This window comes from Alcaligenes endophyticus, from assembly GCF_026344035.1.
GTDB lineage: Bacteria > Pseudomonadota > Gammaproteobacteria > Burkholderiales > Burkholderiaceae_B > Alcaligenes > Alcaligenes endophyticus.
Map to the genome: position 1 here is coordinate 187426 of NZ_JAPKND010000006.1, position 21017 is coordinate 208442.

Below are 21017 nucleotides of genomic sequence, written 5' to 3' on the forward strand. Positions count from 1 at the left end.
TCTATCAATTTTTTAGACAATTCCTGCGCATCAAGCATCTATCTCCAATCATTTGAATGCGAAGCGCAACAATGGGTTGATAGCAAATACCTAAGAAAGAACACCACAAGGCTAGGTCTCACTTTTTTTTCTGTTGGCATAACCTACCCCAGATTTCAGCCTCTATTTCTACATATCGCGCTACTCTGATGGGCGTAGCATCTATCTCCGCATCTGACTGCCACTGAAATGGCATTTGCGCCGCCGTGCAATAATTACTGCTTGCCGGCGTCGCGCATCCGCTTGCGAGCGCGGTCACGCACAGCATCGTCATCAAGACGATCGATCCTTTCAACTGCATCACGGGCAATCTCCATGGCGGCTATGTCCGCCTTTGCTTGTTTCAGTTCCGCTTCTTTGCGTGCTTCACTTTTGCCTGATTGCTTTGCAGTGAACCAGCCAACGATTAAAGCTAAGGCCCCTATTACATAGGGCCATATCGCGCTCAAAATGCTTTCTATCATTCCCCCTCCCACATGAACTGAGGCAATTGACCGCGCGTAAGCTTGGCCTGAATCTTGGCTACAGCCTCTGCCTTAGTAATCTTTCCGTCTTTATTGAGATCCAATCCGGCGTTTTGCCGATAAGTCGTTGGGCGACTCGTTTTATCCCACAACGTCCAGTCATCCGGTTTACCGATTCCTGCCGGCCAAAGTATGGCCATATACACGTCACCTATTGTTTTAAGTCGGCTGCGGTACGGCCAGAAGTAGGCCAGCACATATTCGAGCTGCTGCTCTGCTGTCATTGCGGCCAAAGCGTCAGTCGTCGTACCAAGCCCTTTAGCGGTAGCGGGCATAAACTGGATAAGTCCTGTAGCGCCACTGCCGGCAGCATTCTTTATCTTTGGGCTGAATGTTTCTGCTGACTCGAACGCCATGCAAGCCATCAGATAATCTGGCTCAACGCCGAGCTCGCGACATATCTCGAAAAGTCGCTCACGAAAAGCAGCGCTCACTTTTTGGCCCCACGCCAAACGACGCAAAGACTTGCTTTCAATAGGCTGTAGCTGTTTCTCAGCTTTCTCCGGACGAAAAAAAAGGGCCACTATGGCCCGTGCTAGTTCTATCAGCTTATTCACTCACTTTCCCCTTTGCTAAATCACGCAGCTCACCGACTACCTCAGCAATATCGGCTTTTCGACGTTTATCAAAAAAATTAAAGCCCCAGCGAACAATCGCCCATCCTGGTAGACCGCAGGCAAACGACAGGCCGAGCATTGCAACCAACCCCACAGGGTTCTCAGCCCAATGGTGCAGCTCGTAATGCTGAATCACAGCGGCCCCGCCAGAGATCGATGCAATCACAGTGCTGATCACACCCACAATCCACTCTGACTGTGTTCGCGGGCGCAGAACACACATCACCACTAACGTGGCCAGCCCTGCCCCCATCGCTCCCATACCAGCCATACCACCCATGGCCTTCCACACGGCCAGCCCCACCGCAGACGATCCCGTACTTGTCGGCTCCATTGCCCTCTTCCTTTTTAAAACGGTCGGCATAGCTGTCTCCCGTAGACGTAAAAAAAGCCGCTCTAGGCGGCTGGATAGTCCCAAATAACTTCATCAACACTTTGCTTGTCGGGCGCGAACTGAACTTGCTCTGCTAGCTGTGCGTTATGCTGCATCAGCATCAGAATGCGCGCCTTTGCTTCACGTCCAACTTGCTGAATCTGCGCTGCAGTGTGCGGACGCATTGCCCACTCTCCCGCCGCATCAGCGCACCAAAACGGTGTCGTCCAGTTTGACGGTAAATCAGGCAGTAGTGAGTCAGTGACGCTACCGGCGAGATTCAACTGATCGGTCTCTTTGCTCGGATATAGATGCAAATCACCGAGAGCGTCGGACTCAAAGCCTGCTGTGATTGCATCGCGGCATTGTGTTGAAAGCGCCGCTATTTTCGATTCTTTGAGCTTTTTTAATTTTTCAGAGGCAGTAATCAGTTTAGAAAGATCGATACTCATACGGGCAACTCCACGGGACCGTCAGCCGGATTAATAATAGTCTGCGGAAAGCATGCTGCTTGCGATGCATCGGGACCGTGCGGAAGAAGCAGCGTGATGTGTAATACGCCATCAATTCGCTCTATGTCTCCGGCTATGAACTCGCAATCGACCGCGCTCGCAGGAAGCGTTGCGCCGTCTGGGATGACTGAAAAGTCGAAGGTTTGACCATTGATAATAAGTTTATCGCCCTGCCTACTAAGGTCAAGCGAATCGTCTCGACGTTGGGATTCAAAATGTATTTTCATGATTACTTCCATCTTCCAACAGCTATCACGCCAACGTGGCCGTTGCGCTCGTCGTCATAAGCCCCCCATATTGTTAGCGTGGTATTGGTATGAGTAGAGCCAGACTCGCTTAGCCAATTCCTGCTAGAGCCCAATCGGCAAGCGCCTGATACCGTTGGTAAGGAACCAGTCAAAAATGCGGCGGGGAATGTCCAAATTAAATCTCGATAAAATACGTTGTTATAAGCAGTCGCCGTTGCAAGGCCCGTATAATTCTTTAGTATCCGACAAATTTGCGTACCATCAGCAAACCTCACATACTCTCCGCTGGCGTTGCTTCCCCGCTCAATAATAGCGCCGCCGCTCATTGTCCCCACGACATCTACTAAAGCTGCAGTGCCAAGATCATTGGTACCCATCACTGCAAGCCCTTTTAGCCCTAAATTCTGCCGCGCCGCTGCAACATCAGTCAGATCTGATAAGTTCGCTCCTTTTACTAAACGACTACTCTCAACCGCAGCCAAACGAGTCGGAAAACCACCCATGTCTTGCGCGAGTGACGACAAAATGTCAGCACTGCGTTTTAAATACCCATGAACCGGAACCAGCGAGTATTTTTGGCCTGTCGCCGTAGGGCCTCTGTACGGTACAGTCAGCGTTATCGATGTATTCGATGCAACGTTCAAAACTTCGTACAACCGCCCGTCGGGACCCTGAAATGCATCACCTGGCCGTGCACCGGCTAGCCAGTTCGTATTCACACCCGCTACGTTCGCGTTGTTCAGCGTTACGTTTACTGTGCCTGTATCATGCCAAGCCATCGTCTACCTCCTTTTCGCTGTGATACGCGACTGCGCTAGCTTCCGCTGCAGCATCCCACTCTGCTTGTTCTACCGCTCCCTGCATAGAGTTAGCGATAGCAACAGCGATGCTACGCACCATTCCGCCCGCTAGCTCAGGCGTAATACGATTGCCCATATTGTTTGCAAAAACTTGCTCGATAATCTGTTTAATATCCATTCCGTCACCCATAAAAAAAGCCGCTCTAGGCGGCTGGATACTTGTCTTTAACTGCTGCGCATTCGTCTACCCACTTCCCAACGTCCGGCGGTAGCTCTTGGCCTTGCTCTTGCAGATGCTGCGCAAGCTTAAACACTGCATCAAGCTGATCACCGATGGCGGGATACTCTTTCCGGCGACGCTCAGCGTAGTCATTCGGCTTGTGATGTATTTTCAATCGTGTAACTCCCATCAAGATAAGGCCACCGCTCTACCCGAACTTGGTAAGTGCCAGGGTGCTGAAACGACAGCTCAACATCGCCGCCGTCTACGCACTCGTAACTCTGGTTCTCTATATGTATAGTTGAGCCGGGACGCACGCCACGGAGCCACAGTCCATCCACTACTGCTGGGCACGGCTGGCGCTTGTGTGGCGTACCACCGTAAAACCAGTAAGTATCGTCGTATTCACCAATTGCACTCTCGCCATCCCATAGTGCAAGAGTGGGCACTATTACATGCTTGAAGTCGCCAAATACCGTCTGGCACATTCGCCCGTCTTTAAATAATGTATATATTGTGTCAGTCATAATTACCTCATCGCGGACTCTATACGCACAAAAACCTCACTAAACGAATCAGCCACCCTAGGCTGAACTAATCTAACGCCGACGTTGCCAGCAGGCATATCAATTACTACAGAAAACTGCCCTCCTAGGACAATATAGTTATTGGCGGCTTGGGAGAAAAAAACTCCGGATGTAGTGAATTTCAGTATCTCTGCTCCGGTCACTGTATTAATCACACTGTGATAGTTTAGAGACTGACTATTACCGAAGACGTCCGACACGTTTACCGTGACTACCGCTTTCGCGGCTGCTGGTAAATACATTCCTACTGACGTGCTTCGCGACGACGCTGTGGTGATTTGCGCTGGGGCACTAGCAACAGCAGTAACCGTAATAGAGTTACCTGCAACCTTCAGCGTATCTACTGATGCATTAATAATATGAGCATTATTAATCTGTGCACTGCCAATCTTTGCTGATGTAATTACCCCATTTTCGATCTGAGCATTGCCAATAGCCGCGTTAGCAATCTTAGCTCTTGTGATCGATCCGTTTGCGATATGGGCATCAGTAATACTCGCGCTTCCGATCAGTGCGGTGTTAATGATCGCCGCCCCGCCCTGCACTGAAAACACCGCTTTTGGCTGCCCGTTTACGTCGTGCATGACATTGAACATGTCGGCTAACACGTTAAATGCAGAGCGCGTCACCCCGCCTTCGTTAACAATCCCCAAGCTAGTACCCGCTATGTACGGCACGCCTCCAACATTAAGCTGAACATTAATGCCCCACTGAGCCAGCATTTTTCCCTCTAGCTCAACTAGCGCCTGTAAAGTTTCCTGCACTGCTGCGCTATTACCGCCAAGGCTTGTTTTTACGATATCCACGATCTCAGCCATCGCAGTGACTTCAGTCGCTACTATTTGCCGCGTCTCTGCGATCGCTGCATAGCTATCCCATAGAGCCAACGCCTTATCGAGCTCAGCATCTTCCTCTGCGTACAACTGTCGCAAGCCTGCTTGTAAGATGTTTTGCTGATTGATGACCGCTTTTTCAGTACCGTCTAGCTTTGTGTTTGTCTGATTCAGCGCGTCGGCAGTGGCCTGCAAACCTGTTTGCGGATGATTAATCGTGTTGCTCAGCGACGTAACGGCTTGACCCTGACTCGTCACTTTGCCGTCTAATTGCTCGACTTTCGTACTTGTCGCCTGAATCGCAGTTGCATTTGCAGCGATAGCTTCTACGGTTTCAACGTCACTGGCCTGCCAATCCAGAGGTGGGACTACGTCTCCTTTGTATAACGCTGCCCAATGAATTGTGGCTTCACCAGCTTGATTACCAGGTGACGGCGTGAAGTAGAACTGCAAATCTCGCGGCGAAAGATTCGAAGAGTTCTTTGTAAACTTCGTCACTTTAATAGAGCGCGTAGCTGCTCTTGCAACTTCACCCGCATTTTGACTAGAACCCCCGACCCAAACACCAACCGCCGTGCCAGCCGCGCCTGAATGGCTGACACAAGTAACAAGTGTGTATTTTTCGTTGGGTACAAAACTCTCAGATAGCCTGTATTTACCAATCAAATACACAAGACCGCTGCGCACAATCTCAGCATTACTATCCAATAATAAATTGCCCGCTGCACCCGCAAGCGCACCCACAGTGTTGCTCAAGCTAGTAACACGCTGGCTTTCAGTGGAGATCGCCTGATCATTACGCTGAACAGCCGTCGTGAGCGAATCAACCGCATCAGCGGTAGCGACTTTCCCAGTGCCCACTGGCATACGAGCCTCAAGCGCTGCCGAGCGGCCTGCTAAGGCGCTGTCAGCTGCAGCACGCACCTGCGACTCACCAGCAACGCTAGCTTCCGTCGCTACTTTTCCGGTACCGGCCGGCATCCTAGCCTTAAGGCCAGTAATTTCCGTCATCGCTGCTTCGTCGCCCGAAACACGCGCTTGCCGCTCATCAAAGATCAGCCCTGAGGTAACGTTAGGCAGCGTGACGCCGGTGGGATCTGCTTTACCTATGAGTTTGACGCTTAAAGTCTCGCGGCTTGTAGCTTCTGCAATATCGGCAGTAGCACGTAGCTTAGCCTCATTATTTAACGCCGCAGTCGAAGCGCCAGGCGCAGGACGACCGATAGCGAACCAGTCAAAAGCATAATAATTATCGGGGCTCAGCGTGGCGTGCGTTCCTCTCAGGATAATGCCGTCGATAATCCCTTGGTGGGTGTGAGTAAACACGATGACACCAATGCCGTTCTCATCCCAATCAGGCTGAGCCGGAACGTGCATTGTGTAGTACCCGCCCGTAGCACCCGGCGCATAAAGCCCAACAATTGGATTCCATGCAGGGTTCCCCACTTTCTTAAGACGCAAGCGCACCTGCGGGTACTCAGCGCCGTTCACATCTAAACCTCGGGGCGAAACCACGTAACCAACGCTATCAACCGGACGTAGCCAGCTGCCATCAATCACCGAACCGCTCCAGCCCTCCCTATTACCCTCCCAGTACCACATCTTCGCGTAGTCGAACTGCTCGCCGATGCCTGCCTGTAACTGCGACATTTGCTGCACAACAGACTCGTGATTATCCGCAACCACGCGCTTTAAACCACCAATCAAACCAGTGCTAACTTGATTAACATCGGAACCCGAGTAGTCGCCGCGCACTTGCACAGCAAGCGTTTGGCGTGCGTTCGCCTCCGCACTATCACCCGAGGCGCGAGCCTGCTCTTCTGCACGAATAGCCGCGGCATTATCCCCCACTGCTGTCGTAACAGTATTGATTTGGCCCGCTAAAGATGCATCCGCTGCCTGTCGTTCCATTTTCTCCGTAGTAATAGCCGCACCGCGGGCTTGAGCTTCTGCCGTCAAGCCATCGGCTAACGCCTGCGCAGCAACAACCTGCCCATCTATACGTGCTTGAGATTCGGCTGCTACAGCATTACCGCGATCAATGATCTCTTTAGCAATAGCCTGCGCGTTGTCAGCGATTTGCACCGCCTGCTGCCCAGTCTCAGCTAGCGCATTTCCAGCAGTGTCACGGATATTCGGTATATCTAGAATATTGCCCATGATGAGATCGCCGAGACCGTTGGCGATAAGGTCATGCGGCACCAGATCGTTATATTCTTGAGCATCATTAATCGGATGGCCTAAAACACCAGCGGCACTTTCTGAAGGAAACCACAGCCCCGCTTGATTTGCCTCATCGCGAACTCGGGCCCAGAACCACAATCGGCTCGTCAGCGACAGGCTGCCCAGCTCATGTTTTGTCTGCGGATAAGGAAACAGCCCGAGTAGGGCTGCGTCTAAAAAGTTTGGAGTTTGGCTTATCCAGATTTCAATATGAGTCAGGTTTATGCCTGATGGCCACGCCCAATTTAACTGCAGCCCCCAATGTAAAGGCTTTGTTGATAAGTGCGTCAACACAGGTGGAGGAGCCATCGTCGCAGACACAGGCCCCACCCAGCTCGCCCATGGCCCGTGCATAACCCCAATGCCTCGCACTTGCACACGCCATGCCCCCACCGCAAGGCTTACAGTGATTGATGGTTTTTCATGCAAACCTAAATCAAGCCACGTTTGTCCGTCATTGTTTGAAGCTCGAAACTCGTAATGCTCAGCTCCACGCGCAGGCGTTGCCGAAATAATCTGCTGCCCCGTCACTGCCGTGGGATACACAATTACGCTGTCTATAACAGGCGCGTTCGGCATGCTCGGCAATAAAGAGGACGAATTTGGAGGCGGTACCACACCGCCATTTTCAGCGCTATGAACAGAGGGCGCGTAGTTAACGAAATCAATCGTCACGTTGCCCGATTCGTCAGGCTGCGTGCTGATAACCTGCGCTAACAAAGACCGTCGCTCGCCAGGCCCAAACTGATAATGCGTAAAATCCTCGCCCTGTCCGTTAGACACAAACACGTCATGGCCATCAATAGCGTCGGCGATAACCATCTCGCGCTCATGAGCGCCAGCGAAAACACGATAAGGACCATCGGGAGAGCCATCCCGCTTGCGCAGAGTAATATAATGATGCTCGCCAGCCCACCATTTCAGAGGCTCTGAGGTGATTAACCGCTTAGTGCTGGGGCTATAAGACTCGATAAGTCCCGATAATCCCCATGCGGGCACATCATGACTTATTTCAACTAGATCGCCGTAACGAGGTATATGCCCCTCCATTTCAGTTTGAAACGTAACAAAACGGCGCTGATCACGAATTTGAGCGGCAAGCGACATACCCTCGCGCCATGCTTGAGCACGATTTGCCACCATTGGCATTTGCAATCTGTAGGGGCGCTTCTTAGCACTCCCAGGCAAAACGCACTCGACTTCGTCGGGCTGCCATGTTTCCTCGTTAAAAAATTCAACAATGATGTAATCAGGACTGTCATGCTGAGGAAAAACATAATCAACTGAGAACGAGTTGCTAATTATGTTGTTCGGCGTAAACATCAATGTTTTAACTGTTTTGGGCTCGTTGCGTATAAAGTCGATAATGCCCGCGTAGTACATCGGCATCGCACGTCCTGTGCGGGCCATTTGTGTCAACGCATCCCACAAAGTTGTTGCTGTATCAAAAACCCCATCACAGCGATCGCCTCGCTCGTCCCAAATGCGAGAAAGACGATACAAAGCCTGCAAATTAATACGGCTATCAGCCAACCCACGGCCATAAATCGGATTCCTACATGCATCGGCAATCGCCCACGCGGGGTTGCGAGTCGCTGACACACCAAAAGACCACCCGTTCCCGGGGTGCCACGTTTTCAGCTTGCGCGTGCTGATAACGTTTACCCGTCGTGCTGTACTTTGATTTAAGTTATTAGTAGCGCGAATAATCATCGCTATCAGGGTTACATCGCCATAATCCCTATGGTCTGGCAAATAAGCCCGTAAACCGCCCCATTGCAAGGTATTTCCTGCGCGACTCGACGCGTCTTTGCTGGATGTGCGCACTACGCTGACAGAGTAACGGCCCTCAGGAACATCGTAGCGATACGTCATCATCTGCGGGGTATTTGTTCCTGCCGAGAATGTTTCCTCACCTAGCGTAAAGAAAACGCCTGTTGGCTCGCCAGCATCGTCAATAGGATGCGCCCTTACCGTCCACGTAACCGTACGCGCATCCAAATCCCCTCTATCATTGGCGTAGAACAGGCCTGCTGGCAGCACTATATCAATTGCGATCTTAGTCGTAGTGGTGCCAGCAGGGTTAGCTACAAACGGACCGATAGCGGCGTGACCATTCTCATTTGTCCCCTTTAACTCTAACCCCTGCACAGCGGATGACGTTACTACGTTGTCAGGAAATAGCGTAACGGCTCCGCCAGGCGGGATCACCTCGTACTGCACCTCGGCAAAATTACTGATAGGCGTATCCTCGATGCGTATTTCTTCGATATCGTACTCGCCCTGCCCCAGGCAAAATAACTGATACAAATACGTTTCGTTACCAGAAAGCTCTGTGTACGGCTGCGCCGCAAAATCTGGGTACGCGCGAAATCGGCCATACTGAACCGGAATTGACTCCATTAAACGCGCCGTGTTGCCTTGCGCACCAATCGTATAAGTAGGGCTCGCCTGCTCACGCGCCATCGCGCTGGGTGGTTTTGCTGGTGGAAACAAAACGGACATTAAGAGTCCACCAACCAGCATCATCCCCGCTGATACGGCCGCACCCGCTACTACACCCCAAGCACCAGCAGCCAACGCACCGACGCCAGCCGTCGCCGCGGCAAGCGCCACCATAGCAACTACCTGCATGGGGTTAGATCCGCCGCCACCTTTACCAGGCACAAACAGCACACCTATCGAATCCTCCGACTTCACGCGGCGCGCCCACTGCTCCTGCATCAACCACTGCCCATTCAGCATCACAACAAAGGTATGACGGCGGTGCAGCGTTTTCCCGCGCCCGGAGATCAAGCCTTGGTTGCGTAAGACGGTATCCAACCTAGTACCGGCGCGAACAAAAACCTCTTCCCTATCAATTTGAGGTCGAAACGGGTTCTTGCAAAGAGTGAGATTAGCCATAAATTCTATAAAACGTCGGTTGAGCAAAGCCCATAAAATTCAAATCACGCAGCGCCGTAAACACCACGCCCACACCCTCCATGGCATGCAAAATGCCACCGCCATCCAGATCTAAATAAATACCCACGTGCGGATCATTGCCGTCACGTAAAAGCACCCCGTCCCCATGGTCGGGATGCGGAACAATCACCCACTCACCTGAACGCAATTTGCTGGCGTATAGGTCACGGGCCGCGTCACCAAACTGCACCTCCGGTATGCCGCCGCTAAAATAGGTACATTCACAATGCATTAACAGCCCCCAGCAGTCGTACGCATCAGGGCCGCGCGCCCCAAATTGCCACGGCAGCCCGATATAACGATTTACGTCATCTGCCGTCATTCCTACCTCACTAAACCGGGAAAGCGTTTTGCGGTGTATTTTTCAAATGGAAACGCCCAGTTATGCACGTTAGAAAGCGATGCTGTGCCAGACACTGATGCGCCAGTGACTGTCACACGACTCAACTCCATGGTGATTGGCGGGTTCATTTGGGGCTTGCTCAGATCACTAGACAAATACGGCCTGTATGTAATGTAGATAGGTTCTGGCTCATTAATGGCCGCCTCAATATGCCCAACAACCTCCCGATTCACCCCGTCAATGGTGATTTGCAATTGGGGAACCCGACCCTCCTCAAAGCCTGGCAGCTTGAACCTGAACGCCCCTGCAATAAAGTCAACATACTGACCTGCATGCAACGGCGCATCACCCTCTAGCCGTGCCGAAATATCCTCATAACCAATCACGATGCGTATAGCCATCGGATGCCCGGCGTCATCCCGAAAAGCTGAATGCCGCACCTCCAGCGTGTCAAACGTCACCACGTCGGTCGGGGCCGACGCGTACGCCTCGGCCAAAGCCTGCTCAAACGTAGCCATATTCCACCCATAAAAAAACCCGCCTAAGCGGGTTAAAAATTACTTAATGTCTCGATCTGACCTGATATTTCCCAGTGGCCACCGCCCAGTCTTTTCTCGGCGGGCGCCGACAGCCAGCGACAGCGCTTCTGCATGCAGCCCCCAGGGCCGTCAACAACAACCATAAACCAGTCAGAGTATCCATTTAGCGCATCCACGCAAAAGTCGTAGTACTGATCATATTGCTCGCCACTCAGCAGGAAGCTCACTGATATAGATATAGGAAAAACTCGAAATCGACGACGAGTGCGTCCTAGCCCCCCGTCCATTTCAGTACGTCTAAAGGGATCTGTGGGATGACGCTCGAACCCATCAAGCAGCGGAATGCCTGCCGGCCATACAGGAATTTGTAGTGCCATAAATTACCCTAACTGCGGCGCTAATGAGAAGCGACGCTCTATAGAGCGGCCTAATTTCCCTTGCCCGCTACTAACGCCTGCCGCCATTTTGGACTCCATTTTTTCTAACAGGATATCAAGATCAAAACCACCAGATTGATTACGACGGGCGCTAACCTCGGGCTCCCCCTGAGCACCATGCACGCTAACGTTAATGATTGGCGCTTCAACATTGCCCTTACCCATCAGTACAGCACCTCCCATTGTTGGGGCTGTACTGCGTTCAGACCCCCGAATAGCTCGACGCAACAGATTGAATCCAGCCTCTCCACCCAAAGCTCGTATTTCATCTTGATTTAAAACTCCTTCTCCTTTGTGAACGATCCCTGCTGGCTCATACCGCCCCCCTTCGCCAGTAAATCCACCACTAGAAAAGCTAAAAGTTCCGATCCCGACCAGCCCTGGCGACGCTGGGGCACTTAATCCATAGGACGCACCCCATTTCGCGCCAGACAGACTGACTCCAGAGAGATTACCTGAGCCTCCTGATCCAAACATTGAGCCTAAAGCTGAGCCCGCAAGGTTAGCCAGTGGGCCAGTAATAGACTGCTGAGCAACTATGCGTAGCATGTCACTAATAATGCTATCCGCTAGACTAGAGAAATCTGTTTTCCCTGTCCGAACAAAACTCAGTAGAGCGTCTTCCATTCCCTTAAAAGAATTCGCAGCCAAAGCTCCAACCGTCTGGAATGCATTTGCTGCTCCATCCGAATAGTTACTAAACCCCTGACTAGCTCCTAAAACCCAGCTTTGCTGTCGTCGATCCATCTCTACGTAATAACTATCCTGCATTGCCAATCGGCGACGAAGCTCGGCTTGGATTTTTTCCGATTCATTACGATACGAACCGGAGTCAATATGACCCTTACTAGCTTCTAGGGAAAGCTGCTTTTGATATCTCTCAAACTCCTTATAAATTGAACGCTGGGCCTGAACTCGCTCAGCCGCTTTATCGCCCAACCCCAACGCATCCAGCGATTGCTGATACTGCTCGTTCTGATTGAGTCTGGCGCTTGCCATCTGCTGCGCAATCTGAGCGGCCCGCTCTTGAAACTTTAAAGATGCCTCACGAGCCTTGGCTTCAGTCTCGACTGCCACATTAACTTCCAGCTGCTTTCTTATTTTCTGCTCAGACGCTAATAACGAGCGCTCATCAGCTGTTAATATTTTCTTGTTCTTAATATCGGCAATTTGCTGATCAAATCCCAGCAATTGTTTTTGGCTATGAGTTAGCTTTTCAGAGCCCTCGACTTGCCCCCGTAAACTAGCCTCCTGCTGCCTAAGCGTTAACAATAGGCGGGTGGCAGCATCATTAGAGTATGCTTTTTTACTACCTCCTGCCTCCTTGTACTTTTCTAAGATTGCCTTTTCGGCTCTTTTAATACTGTCAGGCTCAAGCAGTTCGCTAGCGGGATTCGTCCTTCTAATTTTTTCTAAATTCGCACGATATTCCGCCAACTCCTTTTGCGCTTTTTCTGCTTTAGGTAAAGTACGAGCAATAATCGCGCGCACATCCTCAGCCGCCATTATTGACTCTCGCTCTAAGCGTGCATTTTCCTGCTTAGCTGCGCTAACGAACTCCTCTCCTGCCAACTCCGAACGCAATTGAGTTTGTTGCAGCAAAATCTCCTCTCGCCCCTTTATGGCACTCAGCAAAGCCTTCTTTTCATGTCCAGGCATGCTGCCTATTTTATCTACATCGGAAGTGCTCATCCCCACCCAAGCACCTCGTGTTGCTTGGATGGTGGCGACATACATTTCTATTTGTTTTTCCTGAGCAGTCAATATATCGCTTGATGTGCTCTCTCTGCCCAGACCTTTAAAAGAATCCCATGCCTGACTCGCCCAATTACCAGCTGCACGCCAAGCCTTCTCAACACTACCAAGCGAAGCCTCAACCTCAGCTAAACGCTCTTTAGTAACATTCGCAAAAGTTTCCTGAGCTAGCTGCGCAGCACCCTGCCTGTCACCTTGGCGCTCTAATGCGCTGATTTGCTCGTATACAGATGCTGTCAAATAATTGTATTGCTCATTAAGCTTGGCACTAGCTTTGGTTGGTTCATCCGCAAGCGCAGCAAACTCGGCAACCACATCAGAAACCTCACGCCCTAGTAATTGATTAGATCGAATAGCGACCTCTGAAACAATCGCAATCTGCTCAGCAACCACTTTTCCAGACTTTGCTACTTCCGTAAGCGCACCGACCGCAGCACTCCGAGTTATCCCTTCCAGCTTTCCTAGGCTCGCGGCAACCTCTGAAAGCTGACTCACAGACATACCCAACGCACCATTTGTCATCGTTAGGTGGTTTCTCAGCTCAACCAGCTCTTTGGAGCCCTGATAGGCAGCCGCCGCCATCGCACCAAGCGCCAATGCAGCAACACCAATCGGTGTCGCTGCCCCTGCAAGCCTCATCAGCGAGGTCGCTCCGAAGCCCGCACGCTTGTTAATCTCATCAAGTAATGGGCCTGTTAAATTCAATTCCTTAACTAGCTTATTGAGTTCAGTGTGACTTAAGCTAGCCGCTTGCGCTTGGCGCATTAGCGAGTCAACACGACGTCTTTCAGCCCTATCCAACTGCCCATACTGAGCACGGGCCTCATTAGACATCTTCGTAATGCTCGCCTTAGCTTTAGCGGTAGCTACCTCAACCCCCGATGCGTCGCCAACTATGTCAATCCTAGCTGTGGCAATTGTCTGCCCTTCCATGCTGATCACCCATAAAAAGCCCCGCCTAAAAACGAGGCCATATATCAAAAAGCTTTTTAATCAACACCCAACAACATAGTTACTCATAAATCTTCGCCAGCGCTTCGGCTTCTATGATCCGGATGTAGTCCATTATTTCTTCATGCTCTTCGTCTTCCACCCCCAAGCGATCCAAGTCTTTAAACAGAACAACATAATTTAATCCGCTAGGTCCATTAGGGCCCTGAATCCACTGAGTCTGATACCGCAAATACAGCTCTATCGCGGCCCAGCAGTCCGGCCAAACACAGACCAGAGGCTCCTTATAGTGACTGGGTTTTAGCCCAGTGCCACGCAAAGCAGCGGCGGTAGGACGGCGCCACATTAGCGCTCCAACCGCCGCTCTCAATTTCCCTCCAGTTCCAGCCTACGAACGCGATGAAATCCCTGAATTAACGCGTCAGACAAACCTGGGCGCTCATCCTCCATATCAAGCACGCCCTCTATCGACAGTGAATAGCCGGTATCCCATTCCTTAACTAGATAAAGTAGTAATGACGGCAGAAATGGATCTTTTGATGTTTCTAGGTCCTTTGCTTTTTCTCGTATCTCACTAGGTTTCCGATTATGAAAAACCAAAGAAATCGTATTGCTTTCGCCGCCACCCGTTATATCCAGCTTAGCCGATATGGTTTTTGGAGCATTCCCTTTTTTAATCGCCATATACACCTCTTTAAGGAGCTGAAACCAGCGTGCCCTCGCTGCTCATCAGGTAAAAATTAACAGCATTCTTTATAGGATTGCCGGACTGCATATTGAGTCCCGGATTAAAATGCACGTATCCATACTCGTAAACAATGTCACCGTCGGGCAACTGGATACGAATTACTGTAGGCTTTCGCTTTCTAGTAATAGCCTTGGCCGCCTCAAACCACGGCATGCTAGCGTCATAATCAAGCTGAAGCGAATATTGACGAGCAGACTGCCCAATAGGCACTTGGAACTCCTGACCCATGGGATCTTCCAACCACTTTCCTGTGTAGGTCTGAGGTTCGCCACCTGAACTAGAAAGCTCACCCTGTTGTGAAAAATTAATAAAGGTACTAGCCAAAGACACTGTCCCAGCCCCTCGGCCTACACGGAGCAAATCTGGGTCAGTTGTATCAATACCTATTAGCGGGGTTTTGCCGACTGTGGTCTCACCCGCAGCTCCTACACGATTATTAATCGCCGCCCAACTGGAGGACACAACAAGCACCCCTCCTTTGGCAATGGTGCCGTCATGAGTAATTACTGCAGGACTACCGTTGCTAATCGCCGTAAAAGGAATTGGCTCGGCCAGCGCTGTAGCGAAGCCCACTATCGAACCATCAGGAAATTTCAGTGCCATTTTCGGCTCCTATAAAAAAACCGCCCCAATGTGGGCGGTTATGAATCAATGCTCTTTAATCCAAATGTCAAAATCTTGCCGCACTCCGTACAGCATCAGAGCGGCATCATAAAGAGATACTCTTTGTCCTATCGCAATCGCTGATTTGAGGCCCACTCTATACTCAATGACTTGACGTCGAATCTCTCTACCTAGCTCTACCGCTGCCAGCCGAGTGCCCGCCCAGCAATAAACCTGCACCCGATAATTCTCGCTTTCCGGAAGTTGCCGCTCCAAATGCTTATGAGCCCTTCCGCCAACCACTTGGTGCACAATCAATGGAAAGATCGCTCCTGAAGGAGTCACATCTGGGTAGCAGCGTCCTTCAACTAAAGGAGCGAGCAAAGCTGTTATGGCTACTTCAATTGTCATGCTCCAAAACCCTCCAACAATGAAGGATCGGCAAGAAGCTCTGTGGCACGCTCCTTACCTCGCTCCAGACCAGCGCGCATTGCTCGATCAACCGCTGCATCATGCGCTGGACGCAAAAATGGTATGGCAGCCACCCACTGAGGGCTGTCTAGTGGCTTCTTTGTCGGAAAGCCCCCTGGATGAATTTCGTTATACCTCCAGTGCCCAAACTCCAGTAAATGCCCATGCGGCGCTGTAGATGAATTCCAAGAAACGGAATAAACAAAGCGTCCATCACTAGGACTAGAACGATTGTCTGAAAAAGCTAAATATATTGCCTCCCTCAAGGCGCCAGGCCTAGGTGGTTTTATTGCGTTAGCTCCTCCTGCTAAGGCAGTAGAGCCATCAAATACAGGAGCCCTCACCTTCGCCTCATCTCGAAGCACCTTACCCGTAGCCACTGCCATAGACCTAGATAAATGACTTTTAGATGCCTCCGCTAAAGAATCTAATGCCTTTAAAGCTTGCTTAAAATCAACACTTAAGCCAGTTTTAGCCATTTTTAACCCCATGCTTACACACTAGGTCGGTCCACTCCGCGCCCTCTTGGTCATGGCGTACTTCCCTTACTTCGTAAACCTCGCCTCTAAGCACCACTCGCATACCTTTTTTAACCCCTACTCGATAGCGGATACGAAAAGAATAGGGGCTAACTGCATCATCCACGGTACTTTGGCCTAACAGCCCTCCTTTTGCTACGGCCATACCTGTAGGACCCTTAATCCAAGCCCATGCGGTTGCGACAGTTACCCATGCGGTAGTTGGCTGGCCTGCCGCATCCTGCACACCCTCACGCTGCTGAATAATAATGCGACGATTAAGCAAGCCAGCAGCCAACCCTTCTTTATCTTTCATAACGCTAAAACCCTCCGGGAACGGAAATAGAGGCGAGCAAAAAATCTAAGTTACGTATTTTTGGATCCTTTGATGACAAATCCCGATCCCGATATAAAAACCCAATAACCATCAGCAACCAAGAGCGAAGCGGTGCAGGGCATGCTGCGTGATCAAAACCTGCCGCAAAGGTGACTTCTAGAGCATCTACTTCAGCCTGATGATCAACTGAAATAACAGATCGCCCTGCCACTTTCTTATGCTCAAAAACAAGCGAAACTCCATTCGCTATAACTGTATGAATGGCGCTTACATTTCCCTTTGAAAGCGATTGTCCGGAAAAAACAGTCTCTTTATAGATGCCTTTACGTAGAATGGAGCCGGTGACCTCTTCAGCGATACCAATGGCACCGGGAATTAACACCTTTTGGATATAAGTGTTTTCTTCCTCGATATCGCCATCAGCCTTGACCTGCATCACTACCTCATCAAGGCTGATCAGCTCATCACCTATAGGCTCAATTAACTGAAGCATTGCCACCCGGCTTACTAGCAGCAGCCTTACCTCTCTCAGGCGTGTGTTTTTCAGCGATATTGCGCTCAATCAGTAACTCGGCCTTAGCAGCCTCAAAGCCAGCTACATCACCAATCGTGTAAGCGCCACAGTTTTTCAAAAATTTAACTTGAGTCATGAGAACTCCAAAATAAAAAAAGGGTGCACTACGCACCCTGTGTTAACCCGAGATTACGCGCCCCACTGAACGTCTATCAAAACAGCAACAGACTCAACGTGGCGCGGGCCAAAATCATGCTTGGCGATCACGCGCACCAAAGTTTGGTCGCGCTGGAACGCGGACACTGTGTTGCCCTTATCATCTGTATAAGTGGCCTCTTTAGAGAAGTCGATAACTAAATGGCTATCTTCACCAATGAAACAATCACCGAAGTCTGCCAAGTAAATCTCGGATCCATTAGAGTCAGCACCAACAGCAAGGTTTATCGGAATTTGAGTTGTCGTGCCCACGGGATACCCCATCAAGAAGCCTTGATCTAACTCCGGGTAGACCTTATTTCCGTTACCGTCGCGCAAAGCTTGCAAGAAGCGCTTAGTACGAGGCGCCATCACCCACCCCACCGCAGTCATATTGGCATCGGCAGACTCAAGAACGAGCACGAGTTTATTAAGCTCAATAGAAACCTGCTCAATTGACGGCTTAGGCTGCGCAGCAGCGTAAACATTCTGGGTTGGTGCCCAATAACGCAACCCCTTGGGCGTATTGCCTGAGCCGCTATCGCGAATAAAGGCCTTATCTTCACGGGTACCCATCGCGGATGTCAGGTCACTCACTACAATCTGATCCACATTTGGGTTTGCACCGGAATTAGCAAGTAAGTCGTTAGATATTGGCACTAAACCTGTCAGTTTCTTAGCCGATAGCTTCAGATCATTAAACTCTTGCTGGCTAGTTGGGATGTCGGAATCAGAGCCGATGTAACCAACCACCGCACCGCCCTTCAAGCGAGGGATAGTAAGATTGCCGTTGTTCAGCGGCATTGCACGCGCACCCAACTTACGCACTACAGACTTAGGGCGTAGTAGCTCGATCACTTCCGTGGAGAGGTTCTCCGGCACCAGTACGCCACCAGCACCAGGCGTTAATGTATTGAGCGATGCGGCAATATGCTCGCCATAACCTCGATCCATTGCAATTTGTGCCGCTAGTTGATTGTTACCCTGCGCAGCTGCCAGTGCCAAGACCATGCGAGCCATACCAGCGCCTTTTGCCTCAGGTACTCGTGGTGTTACTGGCACAGTACTAGTACTACGCACGTGATTTTGAGCTGGTGTTGCTGACTGCGCAGCCATACGCTCCGCTGCTTCCAAGCGCTCAATAGAAGCGGTCAAGTCGTTAAATTTAGCTGACAACGCAGAAAACTCAGACGTTTGCTCGTCGCTCAGGCTGCCACTTTCCTTTTCGGTAGTAGCCAAAGCTTGGATTTGATCATTAATTTTTGCGCGTTCAGCACGAAGTTCATGCACTTTAAACATTGTTTTCCCCATAAAAAAACCACCCGTAGGTGGCGAGACATCATTTAGTCGCGAACGCGCCTAAATACGATTTTGAATTTCTATGGCCGCCGCGCGGGTGGCCACACTGCTTTTCTTTGGAGTGCTTGCACGCTTTTTCGCAACCTCCGCTGCTATCCGATTTACCGCAATTTGTGGCGACTCAACTGAATCCGCAAAACCCAACTCAACAGCCTTTGCCCCAAAAAACACACCTGCTTCAGTTGCCTTTACCGATGAAACTGACATACCGCGGTTACGCGCAACTGTTTCTGTGAACGTCTCGTAATGACTGTTCACTAAATCACTAAGCCACTGGCCTGCCTCTTCAGTCAACGGCGAATGGGTAGCTAAGTCATCTTTACGCGCACCAGCAAAGATCGAGGTGATTTTTATTCCTTGCTGCTCATGACGCTTACTCAAGTCGATGTGACGAGCAATAACACCCACCGAGCCCACGCCCGAACTACGAGAAACAATAAGGTTTGTCGCAGCAGAGGCAATCGCAAAACCTGCCGAGTACGCTCCAAAGTTGGAAATGGCGGTAATTGGTTTAATGGCACGCGTCCCATAAATATCATCCACCAGCTCAAAACACCCCTGTGTTGATCCGCCCGGACTATCTATATCCAAAACAATATGCTCAACACTAGGGTCATTCAGTGCAACGTTCAGCATCCCGCGTATTTCTTCATAGCTCGTCATGGAGTAACACGGGTCTAGGTGCGTATTGCGCGACACCAAAACGCCGTGAACAGGCAACACATAAACACCAGTATCCTGGGCTGCTTGTAAACGTTGCTCAGATGGGGATACTGCCTGTGTTTCTGCGCCTTCATGCTGAGCAGTGGCGCCATGCACATTGATAATATTCAGGTTCATGGCCTGATTTGCCCAGTGCACAGCCATATCCAGCACATCCTCTCGGATAAGCTGCGGCGTATTAAATATCAGGCTAATTAGCCGATGATGGTTTTTCATTGAAGTGCCTCATGAATTGCGTTTAAAGCTTTGGTTTCATCTGCGATGCTAGGAAGCCCCGTGGTGGCGTCAACCATATTCAATGGCTGCAAGTACACGTTCCCACCTGATATAGGAGGAAGATTCTCGAGCTTGCGAATATCATTTACAGATAGCCAGCCCCACTGCCGCGCAATTGCGTATGCTTTGTAACGGGCCTCTTGGTTCCCTCTGAGTAGGCCACCAATGTTGAACTCAATATAGAGCTCATCCATTTCGTTTAGCAGCAGAAAATCACGCTGCATTGCGCTTTCATGCCTTCTAATCCATGGCAACAAGGCATAAATAACAAACTGGATTTGAAGGTTTTCAACGTTGTTGTAGGTCGCCCCCTCCATGACGGCTAGCATAGGCAATGGAATTTTCCAGATACGCGCCATATCCGCGCCGGTCAACGTCAGCGCTTTAATCAAATCGGCATCAACGTTACTCATAGAGAGAGGCTTGAATGTCATCCCTTCCTGAAGAAATGCCACCTTCCCCTTATTGGATGCCCCGCCGAAACGCTCTTGCCACGAGGTGGTTAGATCATCAATAACTTTCTGATCCTTGATGGCCGACGCGTCTTTAGGCCGCTCTAGCACACCAGAAAGCGCGGTCCCATTAACAAACGACTTGGCCGCGTACTCTGATAGCGCTAACGAGTAACCAATAGCGTTTGCGTGAAGCGCTATTGGCGACGCCCCTACATAGTTGTCAAATGACATCCAACGCACATGATGAAAATGGCGCTGCGGGAGCCTTTCATCACTTCCAGCGATTTGGTAGTAGGGACATAAATCTGCCCCCTTCCAGACCGTGATATTGTCCGGGTCCATAGGGTAAAGTCCGGTTATAACGCCTTTGTTATCCCGCTCTATATAGCTGTATGAGTTCCCTCTCAAACCGGCTGACATTTGGCTAAACTCTCGATACTCAAAAGAGGTTTGCCAAGGATTAGGCCTATATTTCAGAATTTTGTATAAAGGGTGGTCTGTAGCCGCTTCCCTGCCACCATTGGGCAACCGGCGGTAAAGTTCGATGGGCAGCTGCGCAATACTTTCGGCAAGCAAAGACACGCAGTTCTGTAGCACTGGGATAGCCATTGAGCTCTTAGCATTTACATCCTGCCCCGCTACAGAACGAGCACCACCTATAAAACCGGAAAGCCAGCTAGAAGCACCCTGACCGCTATCAGTGGCTCTTCTGAACAGCATTTCTATCCAACCCTAATCCAAAAAGAATTAATAAAATACCTCCTGCTATAGCGGCCCATGCTAGCGAAATCTGAGCAATACCGCTAACCAACGCAATGAAGCCCATAAGCATGCATACCAATGCGGCCCTTTC

The 21017-nt window shown here is 50.5% G+C and carries 25 protein-coding genes; all 25 read right to left on the reverse strand.

What is annotated here, in order from left to right; translation table 11 throughout:
* Window positions 1-254 precede the first annotated feature (254 nt).
* Window positions 255-503, reverse strand: coding sequence for a hypothetical protein (locus tag OSH01_RS12080; RefSeq protein ID WP_266124366.1), 249 nt, complete (start codon window positions 501-503; stop codon window positions 255-257).
* The gene (locus OSH01_RS12085; protein ID WP_266124367.1) at window positions 500-1120 is read right to left on the reverse strand and encodes a transglycosylase SLT domain-containing protein; all 621 of its coding nucleotides are present in this window, start codon (window positions 1118-1120) and stop codon (window positions 500-502) included. The genes OSH01_RS12080 and OSH01_RS12085 overlap by 4 nt, the downstream gene beginning before the upstream one ends.
* Window positions 1113-1514, reverse strand: coding sequence for a hypothetical protein (locus OSH01_RS12090; protein WP_266124368.1), 402 nt, complete (start codon window positions 1512-1514; stop codon window positions 1113-1115). The genes OSH01_RS12085 and OSH01_RS12090 overlap by 8 nt, the downstream gene beginning before the upstream one ends.
* Window positions 1515-1576: 62 nt before the next feature.
* A complete protein-coding gene (locus tag OSH01_RS12095; protein WP_266124369.1) occupies window positions 1577-2005 on the reverse strand; it encodes a DUF4376 domain-containing protein in 429 nt (142 codons plus the stop codon).
* Window positions 2002-2292 carry a hypothetical protein gene (locus tag OSH01_RS12100; protein ID WP_266124370.1) on the reverse strand — a complete coding sequence of 97 codons (291 nt, stop codon included), beginning with the start codon at window positions 2290-2292 and terminating at the stop codon, window positions 2002-2004. Before OSH01_RS12100 ends, OSH01_RS12095 begins: the two co-directional genes overlap by 4 nt.
* Window positions 2293-2294: 2 nt before the next feature.
* Entirely contained in the window at window positions 2295-3092 is a 798-nt protein-coding gene (locus tag OSH01_RS12105; protein WP_266124371.1) for a hypothetical protein, read from the reverse strand.
* Complete coding sequence (locus OSH01_RS12110) at window positions 3079-3291, reverse strand: hypothetical protein (protein ID WP_266124372.1); 213 nt, start codon at window positions 3289-3291, stop codon at window positions 3079-3081. Before OSH01_RS12110 ends, OSH01_RS12105 begins: the two co-directional genes overlap by 14 nt.
* A 25-nt stretch (window positions 3292-3316) precedes the next feature.
* Window positions 3317-3508, reverse strand: a complete 192-nt coding sequence (locus OSH01_RS12115) for a hypothetical protein (RefSeq protein ID WP_266124373.1) — start codon at window positions 3506-3508, stop codon at window positions 3317-3319.
* The gene (locus OSH01_RS12120) at window positions 3483-3860 is read right to left on the reverse strand and encodes a hypothetical protein (protein ID WP_266124374.1); all 378 of its coding nucleotides are present in this window, start codon (window positions 3858-3860) and stop codon (window positions 3483-3485) included. Before OSH01_RS12120 ends, OSH01_RS12115 begins: the two co-directional genes overlap by 26 nt.
* Before the next feature lie 2 nt (window positions 3861-3862).
* On the reverse strand, window positions 3863-9880 hold the full coding sequence (locus OSH01_RS12125) for a host specificity factor TipJ family phage tail protein (RefSeq protein WP_266124375.1): 6018 nt from the start codon (window positions 9878-9880) through the stop codon (window positions 3863-3865).
* Window positions 9873-10262, reverse strand: a complete 390-nt coding sequence (locus tag OSH01_RS12130; RefSeq protein ID WP_266124376.1) for an NlpC/P60 family protein — start codon at window positions 10260-10262, stop codon at window positions 9873-9875. Before OSH01_RS12130 ends, OSH01_RS12125 begins: the two co-directional genes overlap by 8 nt.
* Window positions 10263-10264: 2 nt before the next feature.
* Complete coding sequence (locus OSH01_RS12135) at window positions 10265-10801, reverse strand: DUF1833 family protein (protein ID WP_266124377.1); 537 nt, start codon at window positions 10799-10801, stop codon at window positions 10265-10267.
* Window positions 10802-10833: 32 nt separating this feature from the next.
* A complete protein-coding gene (locus OSH01_RS12140) occupies window positions 10834-11199 on the reverse strand; it encodes a hypothetical protein (RefSeq protein ID WP_266124378.1) in 366 nt (121 codons plus the stop codon).
* 3 nt (window positions 11200-11202) lie between these two features.
* Window positions 11203-13947 (reverse strand): phage tail tape measure protein, encoded by a 2745-nt coding sequence (locus OSH01_RS12145; protein ID WP_266124379.1) that lies wholly within the window; start codon window positions 13945-13947, stop codon window positions 11203-11205.
* A gap of 79 nt (window positions 13948-14026) precedes the next feature.
* Complete coding sequence (locus OSH01_RS12150; protein ID WP_266124380.1) at window positions 14027-14311, reverse strand: DUF1799 domain-containing protein; 285 nt, start codon at window positions 14309-14311, stop codon at window positions 14027-14029.
* Between the two features lie 20 nt (window positions 14312-14331).
* Window positions 14332-14649 carry a hypothetical protein gene (locus OSH01_RS12155; protein ID WP_266124381.1) on the reverse strand — a complete coding sequence of 106 codons (318 nt, stop codon included), beginning with the start codon at window positions 14647-14649 and terminating at the stop codon, window positions 14332-14334.
* A gap of 10 nt (window positions 14650-14659) precedes the next feature.
* Window positions 14660-15316, reverse strand: coding sequence for a phage tail tube protein (locus OSH01_RS12160; RefSeq protein ID WP_266124382.1), 657 nt, complete (start codon window positions 15314-15316; stop codon window positions 14660-14662).
* 45 nt (window positions 15317-15361) lie between these two features.
* Window positions 15362-15727, reverse strand: coding sequence for a tail completion protein gp17 (gp17, locus tag OSH01_RS12165; protein WP_266124383.1), 366 nt, complete (start codon window positions 15725-15727; stop codon window positions 15362-15364).
* On the reverse strand, window positions 15724-16266 hold the full coding sequence (locus OSH01_RS12170; protein WP_266124384.1) for an HK97 gp10 family phage protein: 543 nt from the start codon (window positions 16264-16266) through the stop codon (window positions 15724-15726). The genes gp17 and OSH01_RS12170 overlap by 4 nt, the downstream gene beginning before the upstream one ends.
* On the reverse strand, window positions 16259-16621 hold the full coding sequence (locus tag OSH01_RS12175; RefSeq protein WP_266124385.1) for a phage head closure protein: 363 nt from the start codon (window positions 16619-16621) through the stop codon (window positions 16259-16261). The genes OSH01_RS12170 and OSH01_RS12175 overlap by 8 nt, the downstream gene beginning before the upstream one ends.
* Window positions 16622-16625: 4 nt before the next feature.
* A complete protein-coding gene (locus OSH01_RS12180; RefSeq protein WP_266124386.1) occupies window positions 16626-17135 on the reverse strand; it encodes a hypothetical protein in 510 nt (169 codons plus the stop codon).
* Entirely contained in the window at window positions 17119-17292 is a 174-nt protein-coding gene (locus OSH01_RS12185; protein ID WP_266124387.1) for a hypothetical protein, read from the reverse strand. The genes OSH01_RS12180 and OSH01_RS12185 overlap by 17 nt, the downstream gene beginning before the upstream one ends.
* A 53-nt stretch (window positions 17293-17345) precedes the next feature.
* Window positions 17346-18650, reverse strand: a complete 1305-nt coding sequence (locus tag OSH01_RS12190) for a phage major capsid protein (RefSeq protein WP_266124388.1) — start codon at window positions 18648-18650, stop codon at window positions 17346-17348.
* A gap of 60 nt (window positions 18651-18710) precedes the next feature.
* Window positions 18711-19649 (reverse strand): S49 family peptidase, encoded by a 939-nt coding sequence (locus tag OSH01_RS12195; protein ID WP_266124389.1) that lies wholly within the window; start codon window positions 19647-19649, stop codon window positions 18711-18713.
* On the reverse strand, window positions 19646-20884 hold the full coding sequence (locus tag OSH01_RS12200) for a phage portal protein (protein ID WP_266124390.1): 1239 nt from the start codon (window positions 20882-20884) through the stop codon (window positions 19646-19648). The genes OSH01_RS12195 and OSH01_RS12200 overlap by 4 nt, the downstream gene beginning before the upstream one ends.
* Between the last annotated feature and the right edge of the window lie 133 nt (window positions 20885-21017).

Bases quoted from the DNA above. Each gene is read 5' to 3' on its own strand.
- OSH01_RS12080 (WP_266124366.1), bottom strand. From the start codon at position 503: ATGATAGAAAGCATTTTGAGCGCGATATGGCCCTATGTAATAGGGGCC.
- OSH01_RS12090 (WP_266124368.1), bottom strand. From the start codon at position 1,514: ATGGAGCCGACAAGTACGGGATCGTCTGCGGTGGGGCTGGCCGTGTGG.
- OSH01_RS12095 (WP_266124369.1), bottom strand. From the start codon at position 2,005: ATGAGTATCGATCTTTCTAAACTGATTACTGCCTCTGAAAAATTAAAA.
- OSH01_RS12100 (WP_266124370.1), bottom strand. From the start codon at position 2,292: ATGAAAATACATTTTGAATCCCAACGTCGAGACGATTCGCTTGACCTT.
- OSH01_RS12105 (WP_266124371.1), bottom strand. From the start codon at position 3,092: ATGGCTTGGCATGATACAGGCACAGTAAACGTAACGCTGAACAACGCG.
- OSH01_RS12110 (WP_266124372.1), bottom strand. From the start codon at position 3,291: ATGGATATTAAACAGATTATCGAGCAAGTTTTTGCAAACAATATGGGC.
- OSH01_RS12120 (WP_266124374.1), bottom strand. From the start codon at position 3,860: ATGACTGACACAATATATACATTATTTAAAGACGGGCGAATGTGCCAG.
- OSH01_RS12125 (WP_266124375.1), bottom strand. From the start codon at position 9,880: ATGGCTAATCTCACTCTTTGCAAGAACCCGTTTCGACCTCAAATTGAT.
- OSH01_RS12130 (WP_266124376.1), bottom strand. From the start codon at position 10,262: ATGACGGCAGATGACGTAAATCGTTATATCGGGCTGCCGTGGCAATTT.
- OSH01_RS12135 (WP_266124377.1), bottom strand. From the start codon at position 10,801: ATGGCTACGTTTGAGCAGGCTTTGGCCGAGGCGTACGCGTCGGCCCCG.
- OSH01_RS12140 (WP_266124378.1), bottom strand. From the start codon at position 11,199: ATGGCACTACAAATTCCTGTATGGCCGGCAGGCATTCCGCTGCTTGAT.
- OSH01_RS12145 (WP_266124379.1), bottom strand. From the start codon at position 13,947: ATGGAAGGGCAGACAATTGCCACAGCTAGGATTGACATAGTTGGCGAC.
- OSH01_RS12150 (WP_266124380.1), bottom strand. From the start codon at position 14,311: ATGTGGCGCCGTCCTACCGCCGCTGCTTTGCGTGGCACTGGGCTAAAA.
- OSH01_RS12155 (WP_266124381.1), bottom strand. From the start codon at position 14,649: ATGGCGATTAAAAAAGGGAATGCTCCAAAAACCATATCGGCTAAGCTG.
- OSH01_RS12160 (WP_266124382.1), bottom strand. From the start codon at position 15,316: ATGGCACTGAAATTTCCTGATGGTTCGATAGTGGGCTTCGCTACAGCG.
- gp17 (WP_266124383.1), bottom strand. From the start codon at position 15,727: ATGACAATTGAAGTAGCCATAACAGCTTTGCTCGCTCCTTTAGTTGAA.
- OSH01_RS12170 (WP_266124384.1), bottom strand. From the start codon at position 16,266: ATGGCTAAAACTGGCTTAAGTGTTGATTTTAAGCAAGCTTTAAAGGCA.
- OSH01_RS12175 (WP_266124385.1), bottom strand. From the start codon at position 16,621: ATGAAAGATAAAGAAGGGTTGGCTGCTGGCTTGCTTAATCGTCGCATT.
- OSH01_RS12180 (WP_266124386.1), bottom strand. From the start codon at position 17,135: ATGCTTCAGTTAATTGAGCCTATAGGTGATGAGCTGATCAGCCTTGAT.
- OSH01_RS12185 (WP_266124387.1), bottom strand. From the start codon at position 17,292: ATGACTCAAGTTAAATTTTTGAAAAACTGTGGCGCTTACACGATTGGT.
- OSH01_RS12190 (WP_266124388.1), bottom strand. From the start codon at position 18,650: ATGTTTAAAGTGCATGAACTTCGTGCTGAACGCGCAAAAATTAATGAT.
- OSH01_RS12195 (WP_266124389.1), bottom strand. From the start codon at position 19,649: ATGAAAAACCATCATCGGCTAATTAGCCTGATATTTAATACGCCGCAG.
- OSH01_RS12200 (WP_266124390.1), bottom strand. From the start codon at position 20,884: ATGCTGTTCAGAAGAGCCACTGATAGCGGTCAGGGTGCTTCTAGCTGG.